Raw genomic sequence first — 19,388 nt, 5'->3', positions numbered from 1 at the left:
TTCGTTTAATTGTTTAAATTTACTTAGACGATTAAACGAATTGTCGATTTATTAAACACACAAATTAATTAATAACCGATAAAGTATAAAATATGAAAGTTACCATTGTAGGAGCAGGAAATGTTGGAGCTACATGTGCAGATGTTATTTCTTATAGAGGAATTGCAAGCGAAGTAGTGTTGTTGGATATTAAAGAAGGTTTTGCCGAAGGGAAAGCGTTGGATATTATGCAATGTGCAACAAATACAGGTTTTAATACCAAAGTGTCTGGTGTAACCAATGATTATTCTAAAACTGCCGGAAGTGATGTAGTAGTGATTACATCAGGAATTCCAAGAAAACCAGGAATGACTCGTGAAGAATTGATTGGTATAAACGCAGGAATTGTAAAAACAGTTGCTGAGAATGTATTGAAATTTTCTCCAAATACTATAATTGTTGTAGTTTCTAATCCAATGGATACTATGACTTATTTAGCTTTAAAAGCTACAGGATTACCAAAAAACAGAATTATTGGTATGGGTGGAGCGTTAGACAGTTCTCGTTTCAGAACATATCTTTCTTTGGCTCTTGATAAACCTGCAAATGATATCTCTGCAATGGTTATTGGAGGTCATGGTGATACTACTATGATTCCTTTAACGCGTTTGGCTTCTTATAACGGAATTCCGGTAACAGAATTTCTTTCAGAAGAGGTATTGCAAAAAGTAGCTGCCGATACAATGGTAGGTGGAGCTACACTTACAGGTCTTTTAGGAACATCAGCATGGTATGCGCCAGGAGCTTCTGTTGCTTTTCTTGTAGATAGTATTTTAAACGATCAGAAAAAAATGATTGCATGTTCTGTTTTTGTTGAAGGCGAATATGGTCAAAATGATATATGTATAGGAGTGCCTTGTATAATAGGTAAAAACGGAGTTGAAGAAATTTTAGACATCAAATTAAACGAGCAGGAGAAGGCTTTATTTGCTAAAAGTGCAGATGCAGTTCGTGGAATGAATGACGCTTTAAAATCGATTTTAGTATAACGATTTTCGAAAAAAAAGGAGAAGACTGCACTTTTGCAGTCTTTTTTTTAAGATTAATTAATAAATAAATTGGTTAATCATTTCGAGAATTATATATTTGCTCGGTTTAAAAAAAATGTTGTAATTCGTGATCTCGATTTTTTAGTTTTAAAAACTCACGTCAGGGCTTATTTTTAGGGAATTTAAAACCAAAAACAAACAATAAAACATAATTAATTTTTAGTAATAATGCAGAATAAAGGACTTATTAAATTTTTCGCAATTCTATTTGCATTGGTAAGTATTTACCAACTTTCTTTCACTTTTGTGGCAAATAATGTCAAAAGTGAAGCTAAAGCCTTTGCAGGAGATAATCCTGATAAAGAATTAAAATATTTAGATTCTATTGGTAAAGAAAAAGTGTTGAACCTTGGTTTTTCGGATTTTACTTATAATGAAGTAAAAAACAAACAACTTAATAAAGGTCTTGACTTAGAAGGAGGAATCAACGTGATTCTTCAAATTTCTATTAAAGATGTTTTGAAAGGTTTAGCTAACAATTCTAAAAATCCGGTATTTAATAAATCATTAGCTGATGCAAGTGCAAATTTAGAAGGAAATAAAACTTACTTAAATAAGTTTTTTGAAGCTTTTGAAGCGAATTCAAACGGAACAGTGAAATTAGCTTCACCTGATATTTTTGCAAACAGAAGTTTACAAGGAGAAGGTGGAATCGATTTTCAAATGTCTGATTCGCAAGTTCAAAAAGTAATCAAAAGAAAAGTTGATGAGTCTGTTGAAAGTGCTTACAAAGTATTAAGAGAGCGTATCGACAAATTTGGTGTTACACAACCAAACATCCAGAAATTAGGAGAAACAGGAAGAATCTTAGTTGAGCTTCCAGGTGCTAAGGATGTTGATAGAATTAAAAAATTATTAGGTGGAAAAGCTCAGTTAGAGTTTTGGGAAACTTATAAAATTGAAGAAATCGGAAACTTCTTAGTTTCTGCAAATGAGGCTTTAAAAAAGACGGAAATCAAAAAAACAGAAACTAAAACTGTTGCTAAAGATTCATTAAATGCTTTATTAACTGATACTAAAGATTCAGTTGCTGCTAAAAAAGGAAACAACCCATTATTTGACAAAATCGTAGGTCAGGGTGGTGGACCAGTTTTAGGTTACTTCGCACCAAAAGATACTGCTGCTGTAAACAGCTATTTCAAAAGAGCAGATATCAGAGTTTTATTAGGAGCTGATCAGCACAATGCAAAATTTGTATGGAGCAAACCAACTACTATAAAAGACCCACAAGCAAAAGATGTAAAAACTGCTAAAGATATTGAAGTAGTTGAATTATATGCTTTAAAAGGAAACAGAGATAACGTTCCTGCGATGAGCGGTGGAGTTGTTACTGATGCAAAAGATACTTTTGACCAATTAGGAAAACCAGCTGTTTCTATGCAAATGAACAGCCAGGGTGCTAAAGTTTGGGAAGAATTAACAGGTAGAGCTTTTTCTCAAAAAGGTTATATCGCTATTGTTTTAGATAACATCGTATATTCTGCTCCTGGTGTTACTAGTGGGCCAATTGCCGGAGGAAGATCTGAAATTACAGGATCTTTTGATGTTGCTGAAACTAAAGATTTAGCTAACGTTTTAAATGCAGGTAAATTACCAGCTTCTGCTGATATTGTTCAGTCAACTGTTGTAGGACCATCTTTAGGTCAGGCTGCAATTGATGCAGGTACAATTTCATCTGTATTAGGATTTTTATTAGTTTGTTTATGGATGGTATTCTATTATGGTAAAGCAGGTTGGTATGCTAACTTAGCATTATTATTGAACTTACTTTTCTTATTCGGAATTATGGCAAGTTTTGGTTTTGTACTTACATTGCCAGGTATTGCAGGTATCGTACTTACATTAGGTACAGCGGTAGATGCGAACATTATTATCTATGAAAGAGCAAAAGAAGAATTACGTGAAGGTAAATCATTGTCTGAGGCAGTTGCTGCTTCTTACGGATGGCACGGAGCAATGCGTTCTATTATTGATGCGAACGTAACACACGTTTTAACTGGAGCTATCTTGTTTATTTTTGGAACAGGACCAATTAAAGGTTTTGCTTTAACTTTACTTATTGGTATCGTAACTTCAATGTTTACGTCAATCTTTATCGCTAGAATTTTTATCGACAGAAATATTGCTGGAAAAGGTGATTTAACTTTCTCTACAAACATTACTAAAAACTGGTTTACAAACTTCCACTTTGACTTTATTAAAATCAAAAAATTCACTTATATTTTCTCATCTATTGTAGTTGTAGTAAGTTTAACTTCTATCTTCTTCGTAAACGGATTAGATGAAGGTGTTGATTTTGTTGGAGGAAGAACATTCCAGGTTAAATTTGAAAAACCAATTGATGCTACAACAGTTTCAGATGAGTTATCTGCAGCTTTTGGAACTCCTGTTGAGGCTAAAATTTTAGGTGATGATGATCAGTTAAAAATCACGACAAAATATAAGATTAAAGAAGATGGTGTAGCTATCGACGAAGAAGTGAATCAAAAATTATACAATGCATTGCAAAAGTATTACCCAAACACTTCTTACGATAAATTCATCAACTCATTTGATGGTAAAAAAATCGGTGTATTACAAGCTTCTAAAGTTGGAGCTTCTATCTCTGAGGATATCAAAACTAACTCATACTGGGCAGTTCTTGGTGCAATGGCAGCAATCTTCTTGTACTTAATGGTTTCTTTCCGTAAATGGCAATATTCATTAGGAGCGATCGCAGCTGTAGCGCATGACGTTATCTTTGTATTAGGTATCTACTCTTTATGTTATAAATTCATGCCTTTCCACATGGAAATGGATCAGCACTTTATCGCTGCAATTCTTACCGTTATTGGTTATTCTATGAATGATACCGTAATTGTATTTGACAGGGTGAGAGAGTTTATCATCGGAAACCGTAAAGGTAGCTTCGAAGATATCGTAAACGCTTCTATTAATACTACATTATCAAGAACGTTGAATACGTCATTAATGATGATCATTGTATTATTAACGATGTTTATCTTTGGTGGAGAATCTATCAGAGGATTTATATTCGCGATGTTAGTAGGTATTGTGGTAGGAACTTACTCTTCATTATTTATCGCTACACCAGTATTGGTAGACACGATTTCAACTGATGAGAAACACACAATTGAAGAAAAACACAAACAAGCATAATTGCAGGTTTCTATAAATTAAAAAGATCCAACGAAAGTTGGATCTTTTTTTTGTGCTATATTTAGACTTATAAAGAGTTATTTATGAGTAAAAAATTACTGTTTGTTGTATTGTTTCTTTGTGTTGTGTTTTATGCTTTTGCACAAGATAAAAAGGGTAAAATTGCGATAGGCCTTAATTACGGTTTTGGAAGTGAATTCAGTAACAGAAACTACACTTTTACCAATCACTTTTATAAAGCCCAATTGTATTATCGAATTAAAGAGATGAAACACTTTCAGTATGAAATTTTGATTCAGCCGGAAATTAATTTTGCCTCACATCAATTGCTTAATTTTTATTTTGTAAAGCCTGAAACGCCTGATTACATCGAAAAAAGAGAAGAATATACCAAATTGAAGGATATCCATGAATACGTTTTAAATTTTGGATTTCTGGTAAGAAAGCCAATAGGCAAAACATTTTCAATTTATGCTTTAGGAAGTATAGGTCCCATGATTACAGATACTGAAACCGAAAGAATGTCTGATGGGTTTGCTTTTGCAGATGTTTTAGCTTTTGGAATATCCGCTAAAGTAGATCAGTTTAGGTTTGATATTCGACCGAGTATCCGGCACGTATCTAATGCAGGATTAAATAGTGAAAATGCGGGCTACAATACAAAGAATATTGAAATAGGTATTTCGTATGGTTTATAAAAAGAAAAAGCCCAAAATCTTAGATTTTGGGCTTTTTTTATTTTGAATATTATTTTAAGATGTTGCTAAAGGATTTCTTTGCGCTCTAATAATAAAAAACAAACCTATAATGATAAAAGGAATACTTAACCATTGTCCTGTAGAGAAAATCCCCAATTCTTCTTCGATTCCTCCCTGGCTTTCTTTTACAAATTCTACTATAAAACGAACTACAAATAAAAGAACCAAAAACAATCCGAACAATAATCCTGATTTAAGTCTTGCATTTGTTTTCCAGTACAAGAAATATAAAGTAGCGAAAACAAATATATAAGCAATACCTTCATATAGTTGTGTTGGGTGTTTTGCAGGAACCTGAGCTAATAATTCGGCAAATTTAGGATCTGTTGCAATTGCAGTGTAAGCTGCTTTTGGATCTGCAATTTGTGTTGCGTTTACAGCTTCATTTTTGCTAAACTGATCATGTAAAAAACGAATCCCGAATGCAGAATCAGTTTCTTTTCCGATAATTTCAGAATTGAAAAAATTCCCAAGACGAACAAAAATAGCACCACTCGCTACAGGAATAACTACACGATCTAAAATCCATAATAAAGAACGTTTTAAGATTTTTTTGCTGTAATAGTACATTGCAATTATAATAGCGATTGCTGCACCATGGCTTGCTAAACCTTGAAAGCCGGTAAATTCAAACTTTGGTTCAAATCTAAATGGCAAGAAGATTTCAAGTAAATGATTTCTGAAATATTCCCAGTCGTAAAACAAAACATGTCCCAGACGTGCGCCTATCAAAGTTGCTAAAACAGTCCAGACAAATAAAGAGTCTAATTTATCTAGTGATTCATTTTCGCGTTCAAAAATCTTTTTCATTATGAACCAGCCTAATCCAAAAGCGATTACGAACATTAAACTGTAGTAACGAATCATAAAAAATCCTAAGTCGATTCCTTCTGAAGGATTCCAAATGATATTTGAAGAAAGTGTCATATATTAAATTGTTTTTGTGTTGTAAAAATAAATATTTAAAGTATAGTTGGTCTTTATAAAAAGTTAATGTTTATGTGAACATTTCTTTTCGGGAACAGGATCGTAGCCGGTTCTTCCCCAAGGATTACAACTCAAAATTCGTTTTATTCCCAGATATCCGCCATAAAATAATCCATGAGTTTGTAGTGCCTGAATCATATAGCTCGAGCATGTTGGTTCGAACCTGCAGCTTGCCGGTGTAAAAGGCGAAATTGCAGTTTGATAAAAGCGCACTAATAAAACAAACGGAGTAGTTACTTTCATGATTTATTAGAAAATGAATGAATTATATAGAAAAGCTTGTGCCTTCTTTTCCGTCTTTTAACTGGATTCCCAAAGCAATCAACTGATCGCGAATTTGGTCAGAAAGTGCGAAGTTTTTATCGGCTCTGGCCTGATTTCTCATTCCAATAAGCATATTTACAACACCTTCTAATTTATCATTATTAGCGTCAGCAGCTTTCTCATCGCTTAAACCTAAAACATCAAAAACAAAAGCATTAATGGCAGTTGTAAATGAAGTTAGATCTTCGGCAGAAATCGTTTCTTTTCCTTCTTTCAGTAAATTGATATAACGAACAGCCTCGAACAATTGTGCGATTAAAATAGGGGTATTAAAATCATCATTCATGGCATCGTAAGACAATTGCTTCCATGAAGCAATATCTATAGAACTAGTGGCACTTGCTGAAATACCTGGCAAGGCATCAACAGCTTCCATTAATCTTTTATATCCTTTTTCGGCCGCAACAATAGCGTCGTCAGAAAAATCCAGAATACTTCTGTAATGCGCCTGTAACATAAAAAAGCGAGTTACAGAAGCTGAAAAAGCTTTGCTTAAAATAGTATTGTCTCCACTTAAAATTTCGCCTGGTAAAATATTATTTCCAGTCGATTTGGCCATTTTTTTACCGTTAAGGGTCAGCATATTAGCATGCATCCAGTAATTTACCGGAGACTGACCTGTACAAGCTTCGTTTTGAGCAATTTCACATTCATGATGAGGGAATTTTAAATCCATTCCACCTCCGTGAATGTCAAAATGATTACCCAGATATTTAGTACTCATCGCAGTACATTCAAGATGCCAGCCCGGAAAACCATCGCTCCACGGCGAAGGCCATCTCATGATATGTTCCGGTTCTGCTTTTTTCCAAAGAGCAAAATCCTGCGGATTCCTTTTATCAGACTGACCATCAAGATCACGCGTATTGGCTAACATATCTTCGATATTTCGGCCGCTTAAAACTCCGTAATTATGATTTTCGTTATATTTTACAACATCAAAATAAACAGATCCGTTGGCTTCATAACCAATTCCGGTATCAATGATTTTTTTGATAATTTCGATTTGCTCAATAATATGTCCCGTAGCAGTAGGTTCGATACTTGGAGGTAAAAAGTTGAAAGATTTCAGGATATCATGAAAATCTACCGTATAGCGCTGTACAACCTCCATAGGTTCCAGTTGCTCTAAACGTGCTTTTTTGGCAATTTTATCTTCACCTTCATCAACATCGTCTACAATATGCCCGACATCAGTAATATTACGAACATAACGCACCTTGTAATCAAGGTGTAGAAAATATCTGAATATCACATCAAAAGACATAAAAGTTCTCACATTTCCTAAGTGTACATTGCTATAAACCGTAGGTCCGCAAACATACATTCCAACATTTCCTTCATGGATTGGTTTGAAATTTTCTTTTTCACCCGAAAGTGAATTGTATATTTTTAGAGGCTGTGATATGTATAATGGCATTTTTGTTTTGCTGTTTAATCGTTTAATAGTTGATTTGTTTAATCGTGTAAACGTTTTTTTGTTTTTTAATTTGTCACGTATTATTCTTTTGAAAGATAATACTTTTTTAAACTATTTATCTGATTACAGATTTTTTCAATTTTTTCACGAGATTCGACATATTCTGTTTCAGACACATAATTTAAATCTTTTGAAATAATTAAGTGATTCAAAGTTTCCATTGCCGATGAATATGAGATCGTTAAAAAATGAGCTTTGTCTTTGTTTGTATTTCTTGAAGTTCCTTCCGCAATATTAGTAGCAATTGATGATGAACTTCTTTTTATTTGAGATGTTATTCCGAACAACTCATTTGAGGGGAATTTACTAGTTAATTTGTAAATATCCAAAATAAACATTCTTGCATTTTGCCAGACTTCTAGCTTTTCAAATGAAAAAACATACATCTTTTTCTATTTAATTGTTGATTTGTTTAATCGTTTAATCGAAAATTAAGATCTAGTGATAAAGCGATTAAACAAATTAACGATTTACCGATTAAACTAAAACTGAGTGTCTAATTTAATATAATCTAAAAATTCTCTCTTAGTTTGAGGATCTTTGAATTTTCCACCAAATTCAGACGTTACAGTGCTGCTTTCGATATCTTTAATTCCTCTTGAGTTTACACAAAGGTGTTTGGCATCGATAACGCAGGCAACATCTTCAGTACCTAAAGCTTTTTGTAATTCCTGAACAATTTGCATTGTTAAACGCTCCTGAACCTGAGGTCTTTTGGCATAATATTCTACAATTCGGTTCATTTTTGATAAACCAATCACTCTTCCGCTCGAAATGTAAGCAACATGCGCGCGTCCTATAATTGGTAATAAATGGTGTTCGCAGGTAGAATAAACGGTAATGTTTTTCTCGACTAACATTTCACCGTATTTGTAATTATTATCAAAAGTTGAAGCTTTTGGTTGTTTTGAAGGATTAAGACCACCAAAAATTTCCTTTACAAACATTTTTGCTACTCTGTTTGGAGTACCTTTTATGCTGTCATCCGTTAAATCCATCCCTAAAGTCTGTAGGATATTTTCAACATCTTTTTTTATTCTTTCTATTTTTTCATCATCGCTTAAATCAAAAGCATCCTGTCTTACAGGGTTTTGTGCGTTGCTGCTAAAATGATTGTCTCCTATTTCGTCTAAAAAATCTTCGTTATTTATCATTAAAAACTACTATTATGATGGGTATATCTTTTTAAGGCGGTAAAGATAATTAATAAATAGGAAACCTTTTCTATCGTTTTTACTATTTAATCGTTCCTTTTTGGATATAATTTAAATTAAAACCAAAATGGTATTTTTTTAAAACACAAAAGACAATAACATAAGGTGTTATTGTCTTTTGAAGGTTTTTGTTTTTTGTTATTTATTTTTTGTTGTAAACCAAAAGTGCTTCTTTTAAAATGTTTACAGCAGTCACTAAATCTTTTTTGTTTAAGACATAAGCAATTCTTACCTGATTCAATCCCATTCCGGGAGTAGAATAAAATCCCGCGGCAGGAGCAACCATAACAGTTTCACCATTAAGATCGTAAGTTTCAAGAAGCCATTGTGCAAAATCTTCAGAGTTTTCTATTGGCAATTGTGCAATGCAATAAAAAGCGCCTTTGGGTTTGGTCACAATAACACCGTCGATTTTATTCAATTCTGTAATCAAAGTATCACGACGGCCCTTATATTCTGATATTACTTCATCAAAATAACTTTGTGGCGTATCTATCGCAGCTTCGCAGGCAATTTGCTCAATAGTTGGCGGACTCAAACGCGCCTGTGCAAATTTCATTACAGTTGCTAAAACATCTTTATTTTTAGTAATCAAACATCCAATTCTTGCTCCGCACATACTGTAACGTTTTGAAACAGAATCGACCATGATTACATTTTGCTGAACATCCTCAAGATTCATTACAGAATAATGAACATCATCGCCATCGTATAAAAACTCACGATAAACCTCGTCAGCGATTAAATATAAATCGTGTTTTTTTATTAAGCCGGCCAATTGTTTTATCTCGGCTTCAGAATATAAATAACCCGTTGGATTACCAGGATTACAAATTAAAATTGCTTTGGTTTTTGGTGTAATCAATTTTTCAACATCTTCAATGCTTGGCAATGCAAATCCAGTTTCGATCGTAGAAATAACCGGAATTACAGTTGCACTCGTAGACGATGCAAACGCATGATAATTAGCATAAAAAGGTTCCGGAATAATAATTTCATCTCCCGGATCTGTAATTGTGGCCAATGCAAACAATAAGGCTTCAGAGCCACCAGTAGTAACAATGATGTCTTCTGAGTTAACATTTACGTTTTGACGTTGGTAAAATTGAGCTAATTTTTTTCTATAACTTTCATATCCGGCAGACGGACTGTATTCGATAAGAGTTAAATCAATATTTTTTACCGCCTCGATGGCCACTTCGGGTGTCTTGATATCCGGTTGACCAATGTTTAAGTGATACACTTTTTTCCCTTTTTGTTTTGCAAGATCTGCAAAAGGAGCAAGTTTACGTATCGGTGATTCGGGCATGTTTCTGCCTTTGTGTGAAATTGTTGGCATGAGTTTTATTATTGAAGTGCAAATTTGCATTTTTTTTTCGAATTTAACGTAAACATTACAGGTACTTATTAAAATGTAACAATTATCAATATTTTTAGTAATTTTATCATAAAATATTATCAATGAAAAAATATTTCATGTTGTTTTTTGGGCTTTTGACATCTTTGTCACTTATGGCACAAGGTGATTTTTTGATTGATAAGCACAGTAGCAAGGTTACTATTCCTTTCAAACTGATTAATAACCTTATTTTTATTCCAATAAAAGTAAACGGTATCGAATTAAATTTCCTCCTTGATTCCGGTGTCGAAGAAACGATCTTGTTTAGTATGGAAGAAAGGCAGGAAGTGAGTTTTAATAATATCCAGAAAATAAAATTACGCGGCTTAGGAAGTGAAGCCGAAATAGAAGGCCTGAAATCGACGAATAATGTTTTGGAAACACATGGTTTAAAATCAAGTAATCATTTAGTGTATATTATTTTAGATCAGAGTTTTAATTTGTCTTCGCATATAGGGATTCCGGTAAACGGAATCATAGGATATAAATTTTTTAAAAATAATATAGTAGAAATCAATTATCAAAAAAAGAGGATAGTTGTGCATCTAAACAACGAACAAACCAAACAAAAACTATATAAAAAATTCAAAACAGTTCCTATAACTATAGAAAGATCCAAACCTTATATCTATGCCACCGCTATTGTTGATGATAATAAAGTGCCGGCAAAATTACTAATTGATATAGGTAATAGTGATGCTTTCTGGATTTTTGAAAACAATAAAATTAAATTACCTAAAAAGAATTTCCCAGACTTTTTAGGAAAAGGTTTTAGTGGTGATATTGAAGGGCATCGGGCTAAAATTGATAATTTTTTAATTGATGATTTTAATTTTAAAAAACCAATAGTTTCATTTCCTGATTCAAGCTCTATTAAGAATGTAAAAATGGTTCCGGATCGAATAGGATCTGTTGGCGGAGAAGTTTTAAAAAGGTTTACCGTAGTTCTGGATTATGCAGATAAGAAAATGTATCTTAAAAAAAACGGTAAATTTTCTGAACCCTTTACTTATAATAAAAGCGGAATCACTATTCAGCACAACGGTCTTCAGTGGGTTCAGGAAACGGTTCATTTAGAAATGGTAAAAGTGGCTTCAACATTAGATGAAGTTGCAAATAATGAAAAAAAGGATGGTAATTTCAGATACAAATTTTCATTAAAACCTGTTTACGAAATTGTCAACATCCGTAAAAACTCAGCTGCCGAAAAATGCGGATTACAAAAAGGAGACATTATTGTAAGCATCAACAAAAACGCACCTTATAAATATAGTCTTCAACAAATCAATACCCTTTTAAAATCTGAAGAAGATATTTGGATTAATCTTGAAGTAGAAAGAAACAGCCTTATTTTAAAATTTAGGTTTAAACTTGAAGATGAATTATAAAAAGCTAAAAAACAATTAATTGAAAATCTAAACAAAAGGGAATATTATCATTGATAATTTTGCAGTTTGTTTGGGTTTTGTGAAAATTTAACTATTAAATTGTGTTTTTTGTTTAATGAACGTTAATAATTTATTATGTTTATCCTAAAATAACACTTTATGGTTAAAAACTACTCTAATTTCTTACAAATTATATTGTTTTTTGTTTTTTTATCGGTTTTACCCTCAAAAATGTATGCACAATGTGCTGGTGATGATGCACAAAAAATAATTTGTGACATTCAGAATTCAGCTAATCAAAATATTTCTTTATTTTCATTACTTGGAGGTTCTCCAACTGCTGGCGGAAAATGGACAGACGATAATAATTTTAGAGGTTTGGATTCTATTACCGGAAATCTAAATGCACAACTTATTAAAGAAGGTGGTGTTTACCATTACACCTATACTGCTCCTGATGTTGCGGGATGTACAGATAATACAGCAACAATAACACTTACGATTGGTGCTTATGTAGGAGTGGGATCTAAAGCTACGGTATGTAGTCTTGCCGGCAGCTTTAATCTTTTTACGGCATTTGATAGTACCGTTATGGGACCTCATGAAAACGGAATCTGGCGAGATGCTGCAGGCGCGATTCTGGGTTCGCCTTCCATTAATATTAGATATATTACAACCCCAACAGAAACACGTCAATTTACGTATGAGGTGCCGCTCGTGCCCGATTGCCCGTCTACGCCGCTAATTACAACTGTATATGTCACCATTGTAAGGACGCCTGAAGAGGGAAACCCACAAGAACTTACATTATGCGGAACTACAGATTTAGACAGTTATACCAATTATGATATGTTTGAATCACTTAAAGATGAAGATCCCGGTGGTGTTTGGAAAGGTCCTGATATCACTTCACGATCAGATCATAATATTAATCTTAAGGAATTGTTTGATAAGTATGGAGCGGGTGACCTGAATTATACGTACACCGTTCTTGCAGTTCCTAACCAAAATATCTGTACCGACAGAACTGCATTTGTAACCATTACACTCGAAAAAAGAATTGATTTTACAGGTACAACACTTGTTGTGCTTAAAGATATTTGCGAAAGTGAGATGGCTACCGCTACTTATTCGGCAAAAATTACAGAAGGTCCTGATGGTATTCCTGACGGAGAATATAAAATTACTTTTAATGTCGCAGGTCCAACCGGAGGATCAGAAACGGTAACGGTAAATTTTCTAAACGGAGTAGTTAATTTTCCAATTAAATCTGCCTATTTTCAAAAGGTTGGTAAGTTTACTGTCAACGTTACAAGCATTATTCCAACAGCCGGCCCAAAAAAGTGTGTCACTATATTTAGTCCTTTTTCTTATGATATAAATATTTCTCCGTTGCCGCGTTTAGATAATGCTGTAATAACTGCCAGCGCAGTTTGTCAGAACGATATTGCAACAGTTCAAATTTCGAATGCCACTTTATTAGCCGATGGTAAGTATCGTATCCTTTACAAGATCAATGGCGATAATGTAGCGACAGCGCAAACTGCCACTATAACAGCTGTAGGAGGAAAAGCCAGTTTTGAAATTCCGGGAAGCCTTAACGTAAATAGCGGATTATCTGTAATTACAATTACTAATATCACCAATATTACAAATCCAACTCCGCAATGTAGTAATACAGCAAATGTTATAGGCAACCTGACAATTAATCCGTTGCCTGTTGTTATAAATGTAAAAGTAGTGGTCAATGATGATTGTTTAAACGGAGTTTTTACTGCGAACGTTTCAGGCTTAGGAACCTTAACAAAAGTGAAACTTTCTTATGTGCTTTTAGATAGTAATACTTCGACAGCACAAACTGTCGATTTAACGGTTGTAAACGGAAATGCCAGTTTTGTAATTCCGTCAGCTTTGCTTGCAAATACAGGCTCTACTGTGATTTCGGCTACTTATTTAACGAATGATATTACAGGTTGTGGAAGTCTTTTGGTAAATATATTAGATAGCTTTTTAGTCAATCCAATTCCGTTGGCGCCAGTTGCAGTTAATCCGCCGGATTTTTGCAAAGTAGACAGAGCAACAATTGCGAATTTAACACCGCGTGGCCCGCAATATAAATGGTATAATTCTGCAGCTTTAACCACGCCGCTTGCAGATACCTACCTTTTAAAATCTGAAGAACTATATGTTACCGAAACGTCTGCGACAAATTGTACATCGCCAGCCAGTATGATTTCGGTTGTAGTAAAAGACACTCCCGCACCAACTTTGAATCCTGACGGACAAAATTTTTGCGGATTAAAAAATCCAGCAATTTCAGATCTTTCAAAGGCGACAAATGTACCTTCGACGGTTTCGTGGTATGATGCTCAAAACAATGGTAATTTATTGGCTTCGACTACTTTGCTTGTCGATAAAGCTACTTATTATGGATACGATCTTTCGAGCGTTACCGATTGTATTTCGGATAGCGTCTTAGAAGTTACCGTTTCACTAACCGAATGTGATCCTGCAGAATATGCCTTTTTTATTCCTGACGGATTTTCGCCAAATGGAGATAATGTAAATGATACTTTCAGAATTCCTGATATTGAATATTTATACCCGGATTATACGCTTGAAATTTTCAATAGATACGGAAATGTAATGTTTAAAGGAAATGCAAATAAACCCAATTGGGACGGAAGAAATTCTGAAGCTGCAGGTTTTGGAGACGGAATAGCGCCAAACGGAGTCTATTTTTATATTGTCAATTTTAATAAAGACAATAGAAAAGCACAGCAAGGCCGACTTTACCTCAATAGATAATTCCTTTTTATATTATTTAATATAATTTTCAAATGAAAAAAATACCACTTTTTATACTTTTTCTCTTTTATATAACATCAGCCTCAGCCCAGCAAGATCCGGAATACACACATTATATGTACAATATGAGTGTAGTAAATCCCGCGTATGCTACGGGAGTTCCTGCCATGTTAAATCTTGGAGGATTATACAGAACACAATGGGTTGGAGCCGTAGGAGCGCCAAAAACTTTTACCTTTTTTGGTCATACTGCTGTTACAGATAAAGTTGAAGTGGGTCTTTCGTTAGTTTCTGATGATATTGGAGACGGCGCTAAAAAGGAAAATAATTTTTATGCTGATTTTGCTTATGTCCTGAATCTTGGCGGAAAAAATAAACTTTCGTTAGGATTGAAAGCGGGTTTTACTTCGCTGCAAACCAATTTTAACGGATTCAAATTTACTGATACACAAACAGATTTGGCTTTCGCCGAAAATATAAACGTCACCAGACCCAACATTGGAGTAGGAGCGTATTATTTTAGAGATAATTTCTATGTGGGTTTATCGGCACCAAATTTACTGAGTTCTAAGCATATCGAAGAAAAGTCCGGAATCAACGCCTACGGATCAGAGGCTATTCATACTTTTTTAACTGCAGGATATGTTTTCCAGATCAATGATAGGGTCAAACTAAAACCGGCATTTATGTCGAAGTTTGTTCCCGGAGCACCAGTTTCTGTAGACCTTACAGCAAATGTTTTGTATAATAATAAATTTGAATTGGGAGCAGCTTACAGAGTAAATGATGCAGTAAGTGCTTTAATGAACATCAATGTTACGCCATCGCTTAGAGTAGGTTATGCATACGACCATACGCTTTCGAATATGGGACAGTTTAATTCCGGTACGCACGAAATTATGTTGCTTTTTGATTTGGATTTATTAGGAAAAGGATATGATAAATCACCAAGATTCTTCTAAAATGAAAAATATGAAAAAACTACTCGTTATTGTATTCGTATTTTCAATACAGTTTATAAACGCTCAGGATCTGGAATTGGCAAGAGCCAAACGATTTTTTGAGAAAACTTATTATAGTGAAGCAATTGTGCTTTATGAAAAATTAGCTCAGGAAAAACCATCACAAGAAGTGATTAAAAATCTGGCAGACTCTTATTTTTATACCAATGATTTAATAAAAGCGCAACGCTATTACAGACTTTTAATTCAAAATTACAGTAATAATTTAGATCGAAATTATTATTTCAGATACGCTCAAACCTTAAAAGCGAGCAATAGTAATGATGATGCCAACGCTGCATTAAAAGAATATTATGCGAAATCTGACAATGCCGATGCTATTGCCAATTTTGAAAAAGAGATTAAAACCTTAGAAAATGTTACCGCAATTGGAAAAAGATTCGAGATTAAAAATCTGGCGATAAATACACCAAATTCTGAATTTGGAGCGGTAAAATACAATGATAATCTGGTTTTTGCCGGAGTAAAATTAAAGCCGGGATTGTTTGATAAAAAGTTCAAATGGGACAATGAAACCTATTTGAATTTAGTCGAAATTCCACTAAAAAACATCAATTCGGCCGATTCTGCGGCGCATTATTTTGCTAAAGAATTAAAAACCGGAATGCATGAATCGAATGCTGTTTTTACAAAAGATGGCAAGACAATTTATTTTACAAGAAATAATTCTAAAAAAGGAAGCAAAAAGACGGACGATAAAAAAATCTCCAACCTTCAGATTTTTAAAGCGGAATTCGTTGATGGAAAATGGAAGAACATAACGTCACTTCCGTTTAATAGTGCCAATTATTCCGTAGAACATCCTGCGTTGAGTGCCGATGAAAAAGTATTGTATTTTGCTTCGGATATGCCGGGAACATTGGGATCTTTTGATATTTATTCGGTAAACATTAATAAAGGAGCATTTGATACACCAAAAAACTTAGGACCAGTTATTAATACCGAAAAAAGAGAGCAATTTCCTTTTGTTTCATCAGATAACAAACTTTATTTCTCATCAGACGGGCATTTAGGCTACGGATCGCTTGATGTTTTTGTTTCAGAAATTAACGGAAACGAATATTCTAAACCTGTAAATGTTGGTTTACCCCTAAATTCCAATCTGGATGATTTCTCCTTTACTATAGATTCAAATACCAAAGAAGGTTTTTTTGCATCGAATAGAGAAGGCGGAAAAGGAAGCGATGATATTTACTGGTTCAAAGAAACAAAAGAGCTAATTGTAGAAGATTGCAAGCAGTATATTGCCGGAACCATTACAGATATTGATACCCAACTGGTTTTAGAAAATGCCATTGTAATTTTACAGGATTCAGATAAAAAGATTTTGAATACGATTATTACAGCAGCAGACGGGAAATTCAGTTTTACGGTGGCGTGCGAAAGTTCGTTTACAGTTTTGGCTTCAAAAGAAAAATATACCAGCGAATCACGATCATTGTCTTCAGGAAAAACAAGAGAGGCAAGCCATGGCGCTTCGATGGCATTAAAATCTCTTGAAGCGATAAAACGAGAAGAACAGCAAATTGCCGAAACGAAAAAGAAAGAAGAAGAAATCGAATCAGCCCGCAAAAAAGAAAGAGAAGCTTTGGCAGTTATTGCTTTAAAAGAGGCTCAGAAAAAAGCAAAAGCAGATCAAATTGTAGCGGCAGAAATTAAGAAGAAAGAAAAAGCGGAGGAAATTGCAGCAACAGAAATCAAGAAAAAGGAAAAAATAAAACAGATTTTGATTGATGAAAAAGATGTTGTAAAAGACAAAGACAGACTGATCATCAAAACAGATCCGATTTATTTTGACTATAATTTGTGGTACATCCGTAAAGAATCTAAAGTTATTTTGAGTCGTGTTGTAGCTTTAATGAAGAAATATCCGGACATGGTTATTGAAATAGGTTCTCACACAGATTCAAGAGGAAATGAAAAGTTTAATGAAAATTTGTCTCAAAAACGAGCCAATTCGACGCGAGATTTTATCATAGAATCAGGGATTAATGCCAAAAGAGTTCAGGCAAAAGGTTACGGAGAATCTGTGCCAATAATCAAATGTAAAACAGATGATGCCTGTTCTGAAGAAGAACATGAATTGAACAGAAGATCTGAATTCGTGATTAAAAATTTATAGAATTTATTTACGTTCAGTAAGTTAACCTAACAATGCCCGAAGTCTAATGTCATTAAGTTAAGCTTTTAGAAAATAAAATTATTACAAATAAAATCCGTTTTTATCCGCGTTTTTACGAAGTAAATCTGTTTTATCCGCGTCAATATTAGACGCTGATTTTACTGATTCGCTAAAGCGAAAACGCTGATGAAAACGGATTTTTCTAATTGCTTATTTGATTAAACTGTTAAATGATTTTATAGATTTCTCCTTAACTTAATAGATTGCCAGAAGCCTCGGGATTAAAAACTGTTAGTTTTTTTAATTTTAATTAGGAAGCCTTTTTTTTTGGCTTCTTTTTTATTTAACTTTATAAAATAACATTAACCTAAAGATTTGATTTATGAAAAAACTAGCGATATCTTGTTTGCTTTTGTCTTGCATTGGATTTCAAAGCTGTAAAAATGATGAAAAACAAAAAGAAGCCGAAGCTGCTCAGGCCGAAGCTGAAAAAACTGTAAGTTCAGAATGCTATAAAGCAGTGTATGAAAAAGATACTATTCATCTAAAATTGAACACGCTTAAAAACGGAAAAATTGGCGGAGATATGGTGATGAAAGTGGCAAATGCACCAGAAAAAAGCGGAGAAATTAAAGGAGAATTTCGTGGTGATACTTTATTTGTAGATTATACTTTTAAAGAGGTAACAAGTAAAGATAGAACATTCAAAAATCCGATGGCGTTTTTAAAGAAAGACAAACAACTTATTTTAGGTAACGGAACAATGCAAACCACGATGGGAGTTACTTATTTAGTGAAAGATAAACCAATTGATTTTGATCGCGTAAAATATAAATTTGACAGTGTTGAGTGTTCTGAAAAATAAAAATATACAATCTTTGTAATGGTACGCGGATGACACGGATTTGCTTTGTAAAAACACGGATTTAGGCGGATTTTTTTATTGTTTGAAAGTAACATAAACAGCTCTGAATAAAATAAGTAACCACAATCTTGTCATCCCGAGGAACGAGGGATCTCCGCAAGTAACTCATCCTGCAAAATCGCCAATCTTTGTAGAGCTTCTTGCGGAGATCCCTCGTTCCTCGGGATGACAAAAATGAGGAAAACTGCGATCGTGACTGAAAACTGAGACTGAAAACTGAGACTAATTACTACGTCCGTTAGCTTGTCTCGCCCAAATTATGGTTATAGAAGTGCATAAAAAAAGCCGTTCCTTATTAAGAAACGGCTTTTACTATTTTTGGATTTTTATTTTTTATAGAACTTCTCCCTTGATTTTAAGGGCAACTCTACCATCAGGGTAGTTTACAGCATTAGTTTCAACGGTAATTGTTTTACGAATTGGACCTGAAACCATGTTGTATTTTACATCAATTTTACCTTTTTTGCCAGGCATAACTGCTGCTGCGGGTTTTGTAACAACGATAGAACTTACAGTAGATTCTGCGCCGGTAATTAATAACGGTGCATCGCCGGTGTTTGTAAATTCAAAAGAACGGAGTCCGTTGTCGCTTTTCGAAATTTTTCCGTAATCAATCGTGTTGTCTTGGGCTGCAAATTCAATTTTTGGGCCATTTTGTGCATAACCTATTGCGCTAAACAATACGACTGCAATAAAAGAGGCTACATTTTTCAT

Annotated in this window: 15 protein-coding genes; 8 read left to right on the top strand and 7 right to left on the bottom strand. The window is 33.9% G+C overall.

All coding sequences use genetic code 11. The annotated features are described in order from the left end of the window. The first annotated feature begins 92 nt into the window (after positions 1 to 92). From mdh to ACIDC4_RS04160, 3 genes are all read left to right on the top strand, one after another. Positions 93 to 1,028, top strand: a complete 936-nt coding sequence (gene mdh, locus ACIDC4_RS04170; RefSeq protein ID WP_194616482.1) for a malate dehydrogenase — start codon at positions 93 to 95, stop codon at positions 1,026 to 1,028. A 228-nt stretch (positions 1,029 to 1,256) separates the two neighbouring features. Next, complete coding sequence (gene secDF, locus ACIDC4_RS04165; protein ID WP_412041874.1) at positions 1,257 to 4,247, top strand: protein translocase subunit SecDF; 2,991 nt, start codon at positions 1,257 to 1,259, stop codon at positions 4,245 to 4,247. Between the two features lie 83 nt (positions 4,248 to 4,330). Further along, a complete protein-coding gene (locus ACIDC4_RS04160) occupies positions 4,331 to 4,945 on the top strand; it encodes an acyloxyacyl hydrolase (protein ID WP_412041873.1) in 615 nt (204 codons plus the stop codon). A 54-nt stretch (positions 4,946 to 4,999) separates the two neighbouring features. On the opposite strand, the gene lgt is transcribed toward ACIDC4_RS04160, so the two are convergent. The 6 genes from lgt to ACIDC4_RS04130 form a co-directional block, all read right to left on the bottom strand. After that, positions 5,000 to 5,932, bottom strand: coding sequence for a prolipoprotein diacylglyceryl transferase (gene lgt, locus ACIDC4_RS04155; protein WP_412041872.1), 933 nt, complete (start codon positions 5,930 to 5,932; stop codon positions 5,000 to 5,002). Between the two features lie 63 nt (positions 5,933 to 5,995). Beyond that, positions 5,996 to 6,235, bottom strand: a complete 240-nt coding sequence (gene yidD / locus ACIDC4_RS04150) for a membrane protein insertion efficiency factor YidD (protein WP_230036446.1) — start codon at positions 6,233 to 6,235, stop codon at positions 5,996 to 5,998. A 22-nt stretch (positions 6,236 to 6,257) separates the two neighbouring features. Next, positions 6,258 to 7,736: a cysteine--tRNA ligase gene (gene cysS, locus ACIDC4_RS04145; RefSeq protein WP_412041871.1), complete on the bottom strand. Its 1,479-nt coding sequence runs from the start codon at positions 7,734 to 7,736 to the stop codon at positions 6,258 to 6,260. 80 nt (positions 7,737 to 7,816) lie between these two features. Beyond that, positions 7,817 to 8,182 carry a four helix bundle protein gene (locus ACIDC4_RS04140; protein ID WP_078008313.1) on the bottom strand — a complete coding sequence of 122 codons (366 nt, stop codon included), beginning with the start codon at positions 8,180 to 8,182 and terminating at the stop codon, positions 7,817 to 7,819. Positions 8,183 to 8,278: 96 nt separating this feature from the next. Then, positions 8,279 to 8,950, bottom strand: a complete 672-nt coding sequence (folE, locus tag ACIDC4_RS04135) for a GTP cyclohydrolase I FolE (protein WP_065448260.1) — start codon at positions 8,948 to 8,950, stop codon at positions 8,279 to 8,281. Between the two features lie 202 nt (positions 8,951 to 9,152). After that, positions 9,153 to 10,349: a pyridoxal phosphate-dependent aminotransferase gene (locus ACIDC4_RS04130; protein WP_412041870.1), complete on the bottom strand. Its 1,197-nt coding sequence runs from the start codon at positions 10,347 to 10,349 to the stop codon at positions 9,153 to 9,155. A 122-nt stretch (positions 10,350 to 10,471) separates the two neighbouring features. Between ACIDC4_RS04130 and ACIDC4_RS04125 the strand changes: the two genes are divergently transcribed. The 5 genes from ACIDC4_RS04125 (at position 10,472) to ACIDC4_RS04105 (ending at position 18,614) form a co-directional block, all read left to right on the top strand. Continuing rightward, complete coding sequence (locus ACIDC4_RS04125; RefSeq protein ID WP_412041869.1) at positions 10,472 to 11,797, top strand: PDZ domain-containing protein; 1,326 nt, start codon at positions 10,472 to 10,474, stop codon at positions 11,795 to 11,797. A 159-nt stretch (positions 11,798 to 11,956) separates the two neighbouring features. Then, complete coding sequence (locus ACIDC4_RS04120) at positions 11,957 to 14,605, top strand: T9SS type B sorting domain-containing protein (RefSeq protein WP_412041868.1); 2,649 nt, start codon at positions 11,957 to 11,959, stop codon at positions 14,603 to 14,605. Positions 14,606 to 14,637: 32 nt separating this feature from the next. Next, positions 14,638 to 15,567 carry a PorP/SprF family type IX secretion system membrane protein gene (locus tag ACIDC4_RS04115; protein WP_412041867.1) on the top strand — a complete coding sequence of 310 codons (930 nt, stop codon included), beginning with the start codon at positions 14,638 to 14,640 and terminating at the stop codon, positions 15,565 to 15,567. A gap of 10 nt (positions 15,568 to 15,577) precedes the next feature. Next, a complete protein-coding gene (locus ACIDC4_RS04110) occupies positions 15,578 to 17,749 on the top strand; it encodes an OmpA family protein (RefSeq protein ID WP_412041866.1) in 2,172 nt (723 codons plus the stop codon). Between the two features lie 382 nt (positions 17,750 to 18,131). Beyond that, the gene (locus ACIDC4_RS04105) at positions 18,132 to 18,614 is read left to right on the top strand and encodes a hypothetical protein (RefSeq protein WP_230036462.1); all 483 of its coding nucleotides are present in this window, start codon (positions 18,132 to 18,134) and stop codon (positions 18,612 to 18,614) included. 393 nt (positions 18,615 to 19,007) lie between these two features. Here the strand turns inward: ACIDC4_RS04105 and ACIDC4_RS04100 are convergent, their stop codons facing one another. Next, complete coding sequence (locus ACIDC4_RS04100) at positions 19,008 to 19,388, bottom strand: DUF1573 domain-containing protein (RefSeq protein WP_065448298.1); 381 nt, start codon at positions 19,386 to 19,388, stop codon at positions 19,008 to 19,010.

The sequence above is a fragment of the Flavobacterium sp. C3NV genome (genome assembly GCF_046825355.2).
Classification (GTDB): Bacteria; Bacteroidota; Bacteroidia; order Flavobacteriales; family Flavobacteriaceae; genus Flavobacterium.
Note: the sequence above shows the minus strand (reverse complement) of the source record. Positions and strands in the feature narration are given on the sequence as shown.

Bases quoted from the DNA above. Each gene is read 5' to 3' on its own strand.
- ACIDC4_RS04125 (WP_412041869.1), top strand. From the start codon at position 10,472: ATGAAAAAATATTTCATGTTGTTTTTTGGGCTTTTGACATCTTTGTCA.
- yidD (WP_230036446.1), bottom strand. From the start codon at position 6,235: ATGAAAGTAACTACTCCGTTTGTTTTATTAGTGCGCTTTTATCAAACT.
- mdh (WP_194616482.1), top strand. From the start codon at position 93: ATGAAAGTTACCATTGTAGGAGCAGGAAATGTTGGAGCTACATGTGCA.
- ACIDC4_RS04100 (WP_065448298.1), bottom strand. From the start codon at position 19,388: ATGAAAAATGTAGCCTCTTTTATTGCAGTCGTATTGTTTAGCGCAATA.
- ACIDC4_RS04130 (WP_412041870.1), bottom strand. From the start codon at position 10,349: ATGCCAACAATTTCACACAAAGGCAGAAACATGCCCGAATCACCGATA.
- secDF (WP_412041874.1), top strand. From the start codon at position 1,257: ATGCAGAATAAAGGACTTATTAAATTTTTCGCAATTCTATTTGCATTG.
- ACIDC4_RS04105 (WP_230036462.1), top strand. From the start codon at position 18,132: ATGAAAAAACTAGCGATATCTTGTTTGCTTTTGTCTTGCATTGGATTT.
- ACIDC4_RS04160 (WP_412041873.1), top strand. From the start codon at position 4,331: ATGAGTAAAAAATTACTGTTTGTTGTATTGTTTCTTTGTGTTGTGTTT.
- ACIDC4_RS04140 (WP_078008313.1), bottom strand. From the start codon at position 8,182: ATGTATGTTTTTTCATTTGAAAAGCTAGAAGTCTGGCAAAATGCAAGA.
- ACIDC4_RS04110 (WP_412041866.1), top strand. From the start codon at position 15,578: ATGAAAAAACTACTCGTTATTGTATTCGTATTTTCAATACAGTTTATA.
- lgt (WP_412041872.1), bottom strand. From the start codon at position 5,932: ATGACACTTTCTTCAAATATCATTTGGAATCCTTCAGAAGGAATCGAC.
- ACIDC4_RS04120 (WP_412041868.1), top strand. From the start codon at position 11,957: ATGGTTAAAAACTACTCTAATTTCTTACAAATTATATTGTTTTTTGTT.
- ACIDC4_RS04115 (WP_412041867.1), top strand. From the start codon at position 14,638: ATGAAAAAAATACCACTTTTTATACTTTTTCTCTTTTATATAACATCA.
- cysS (WP_412041871.1), bottom strand. From the start codon at position 7,736: ATGCCATTATACATATCACAGCCTCTAAAAATATACAATTCACTTTCG.
- folE (WP_065448260.1), bottom strand. From the start codon at position 8,950: ATGATAAATAACGAAGATTTTTTAGACGAAATAGGAGACAATCATTTT.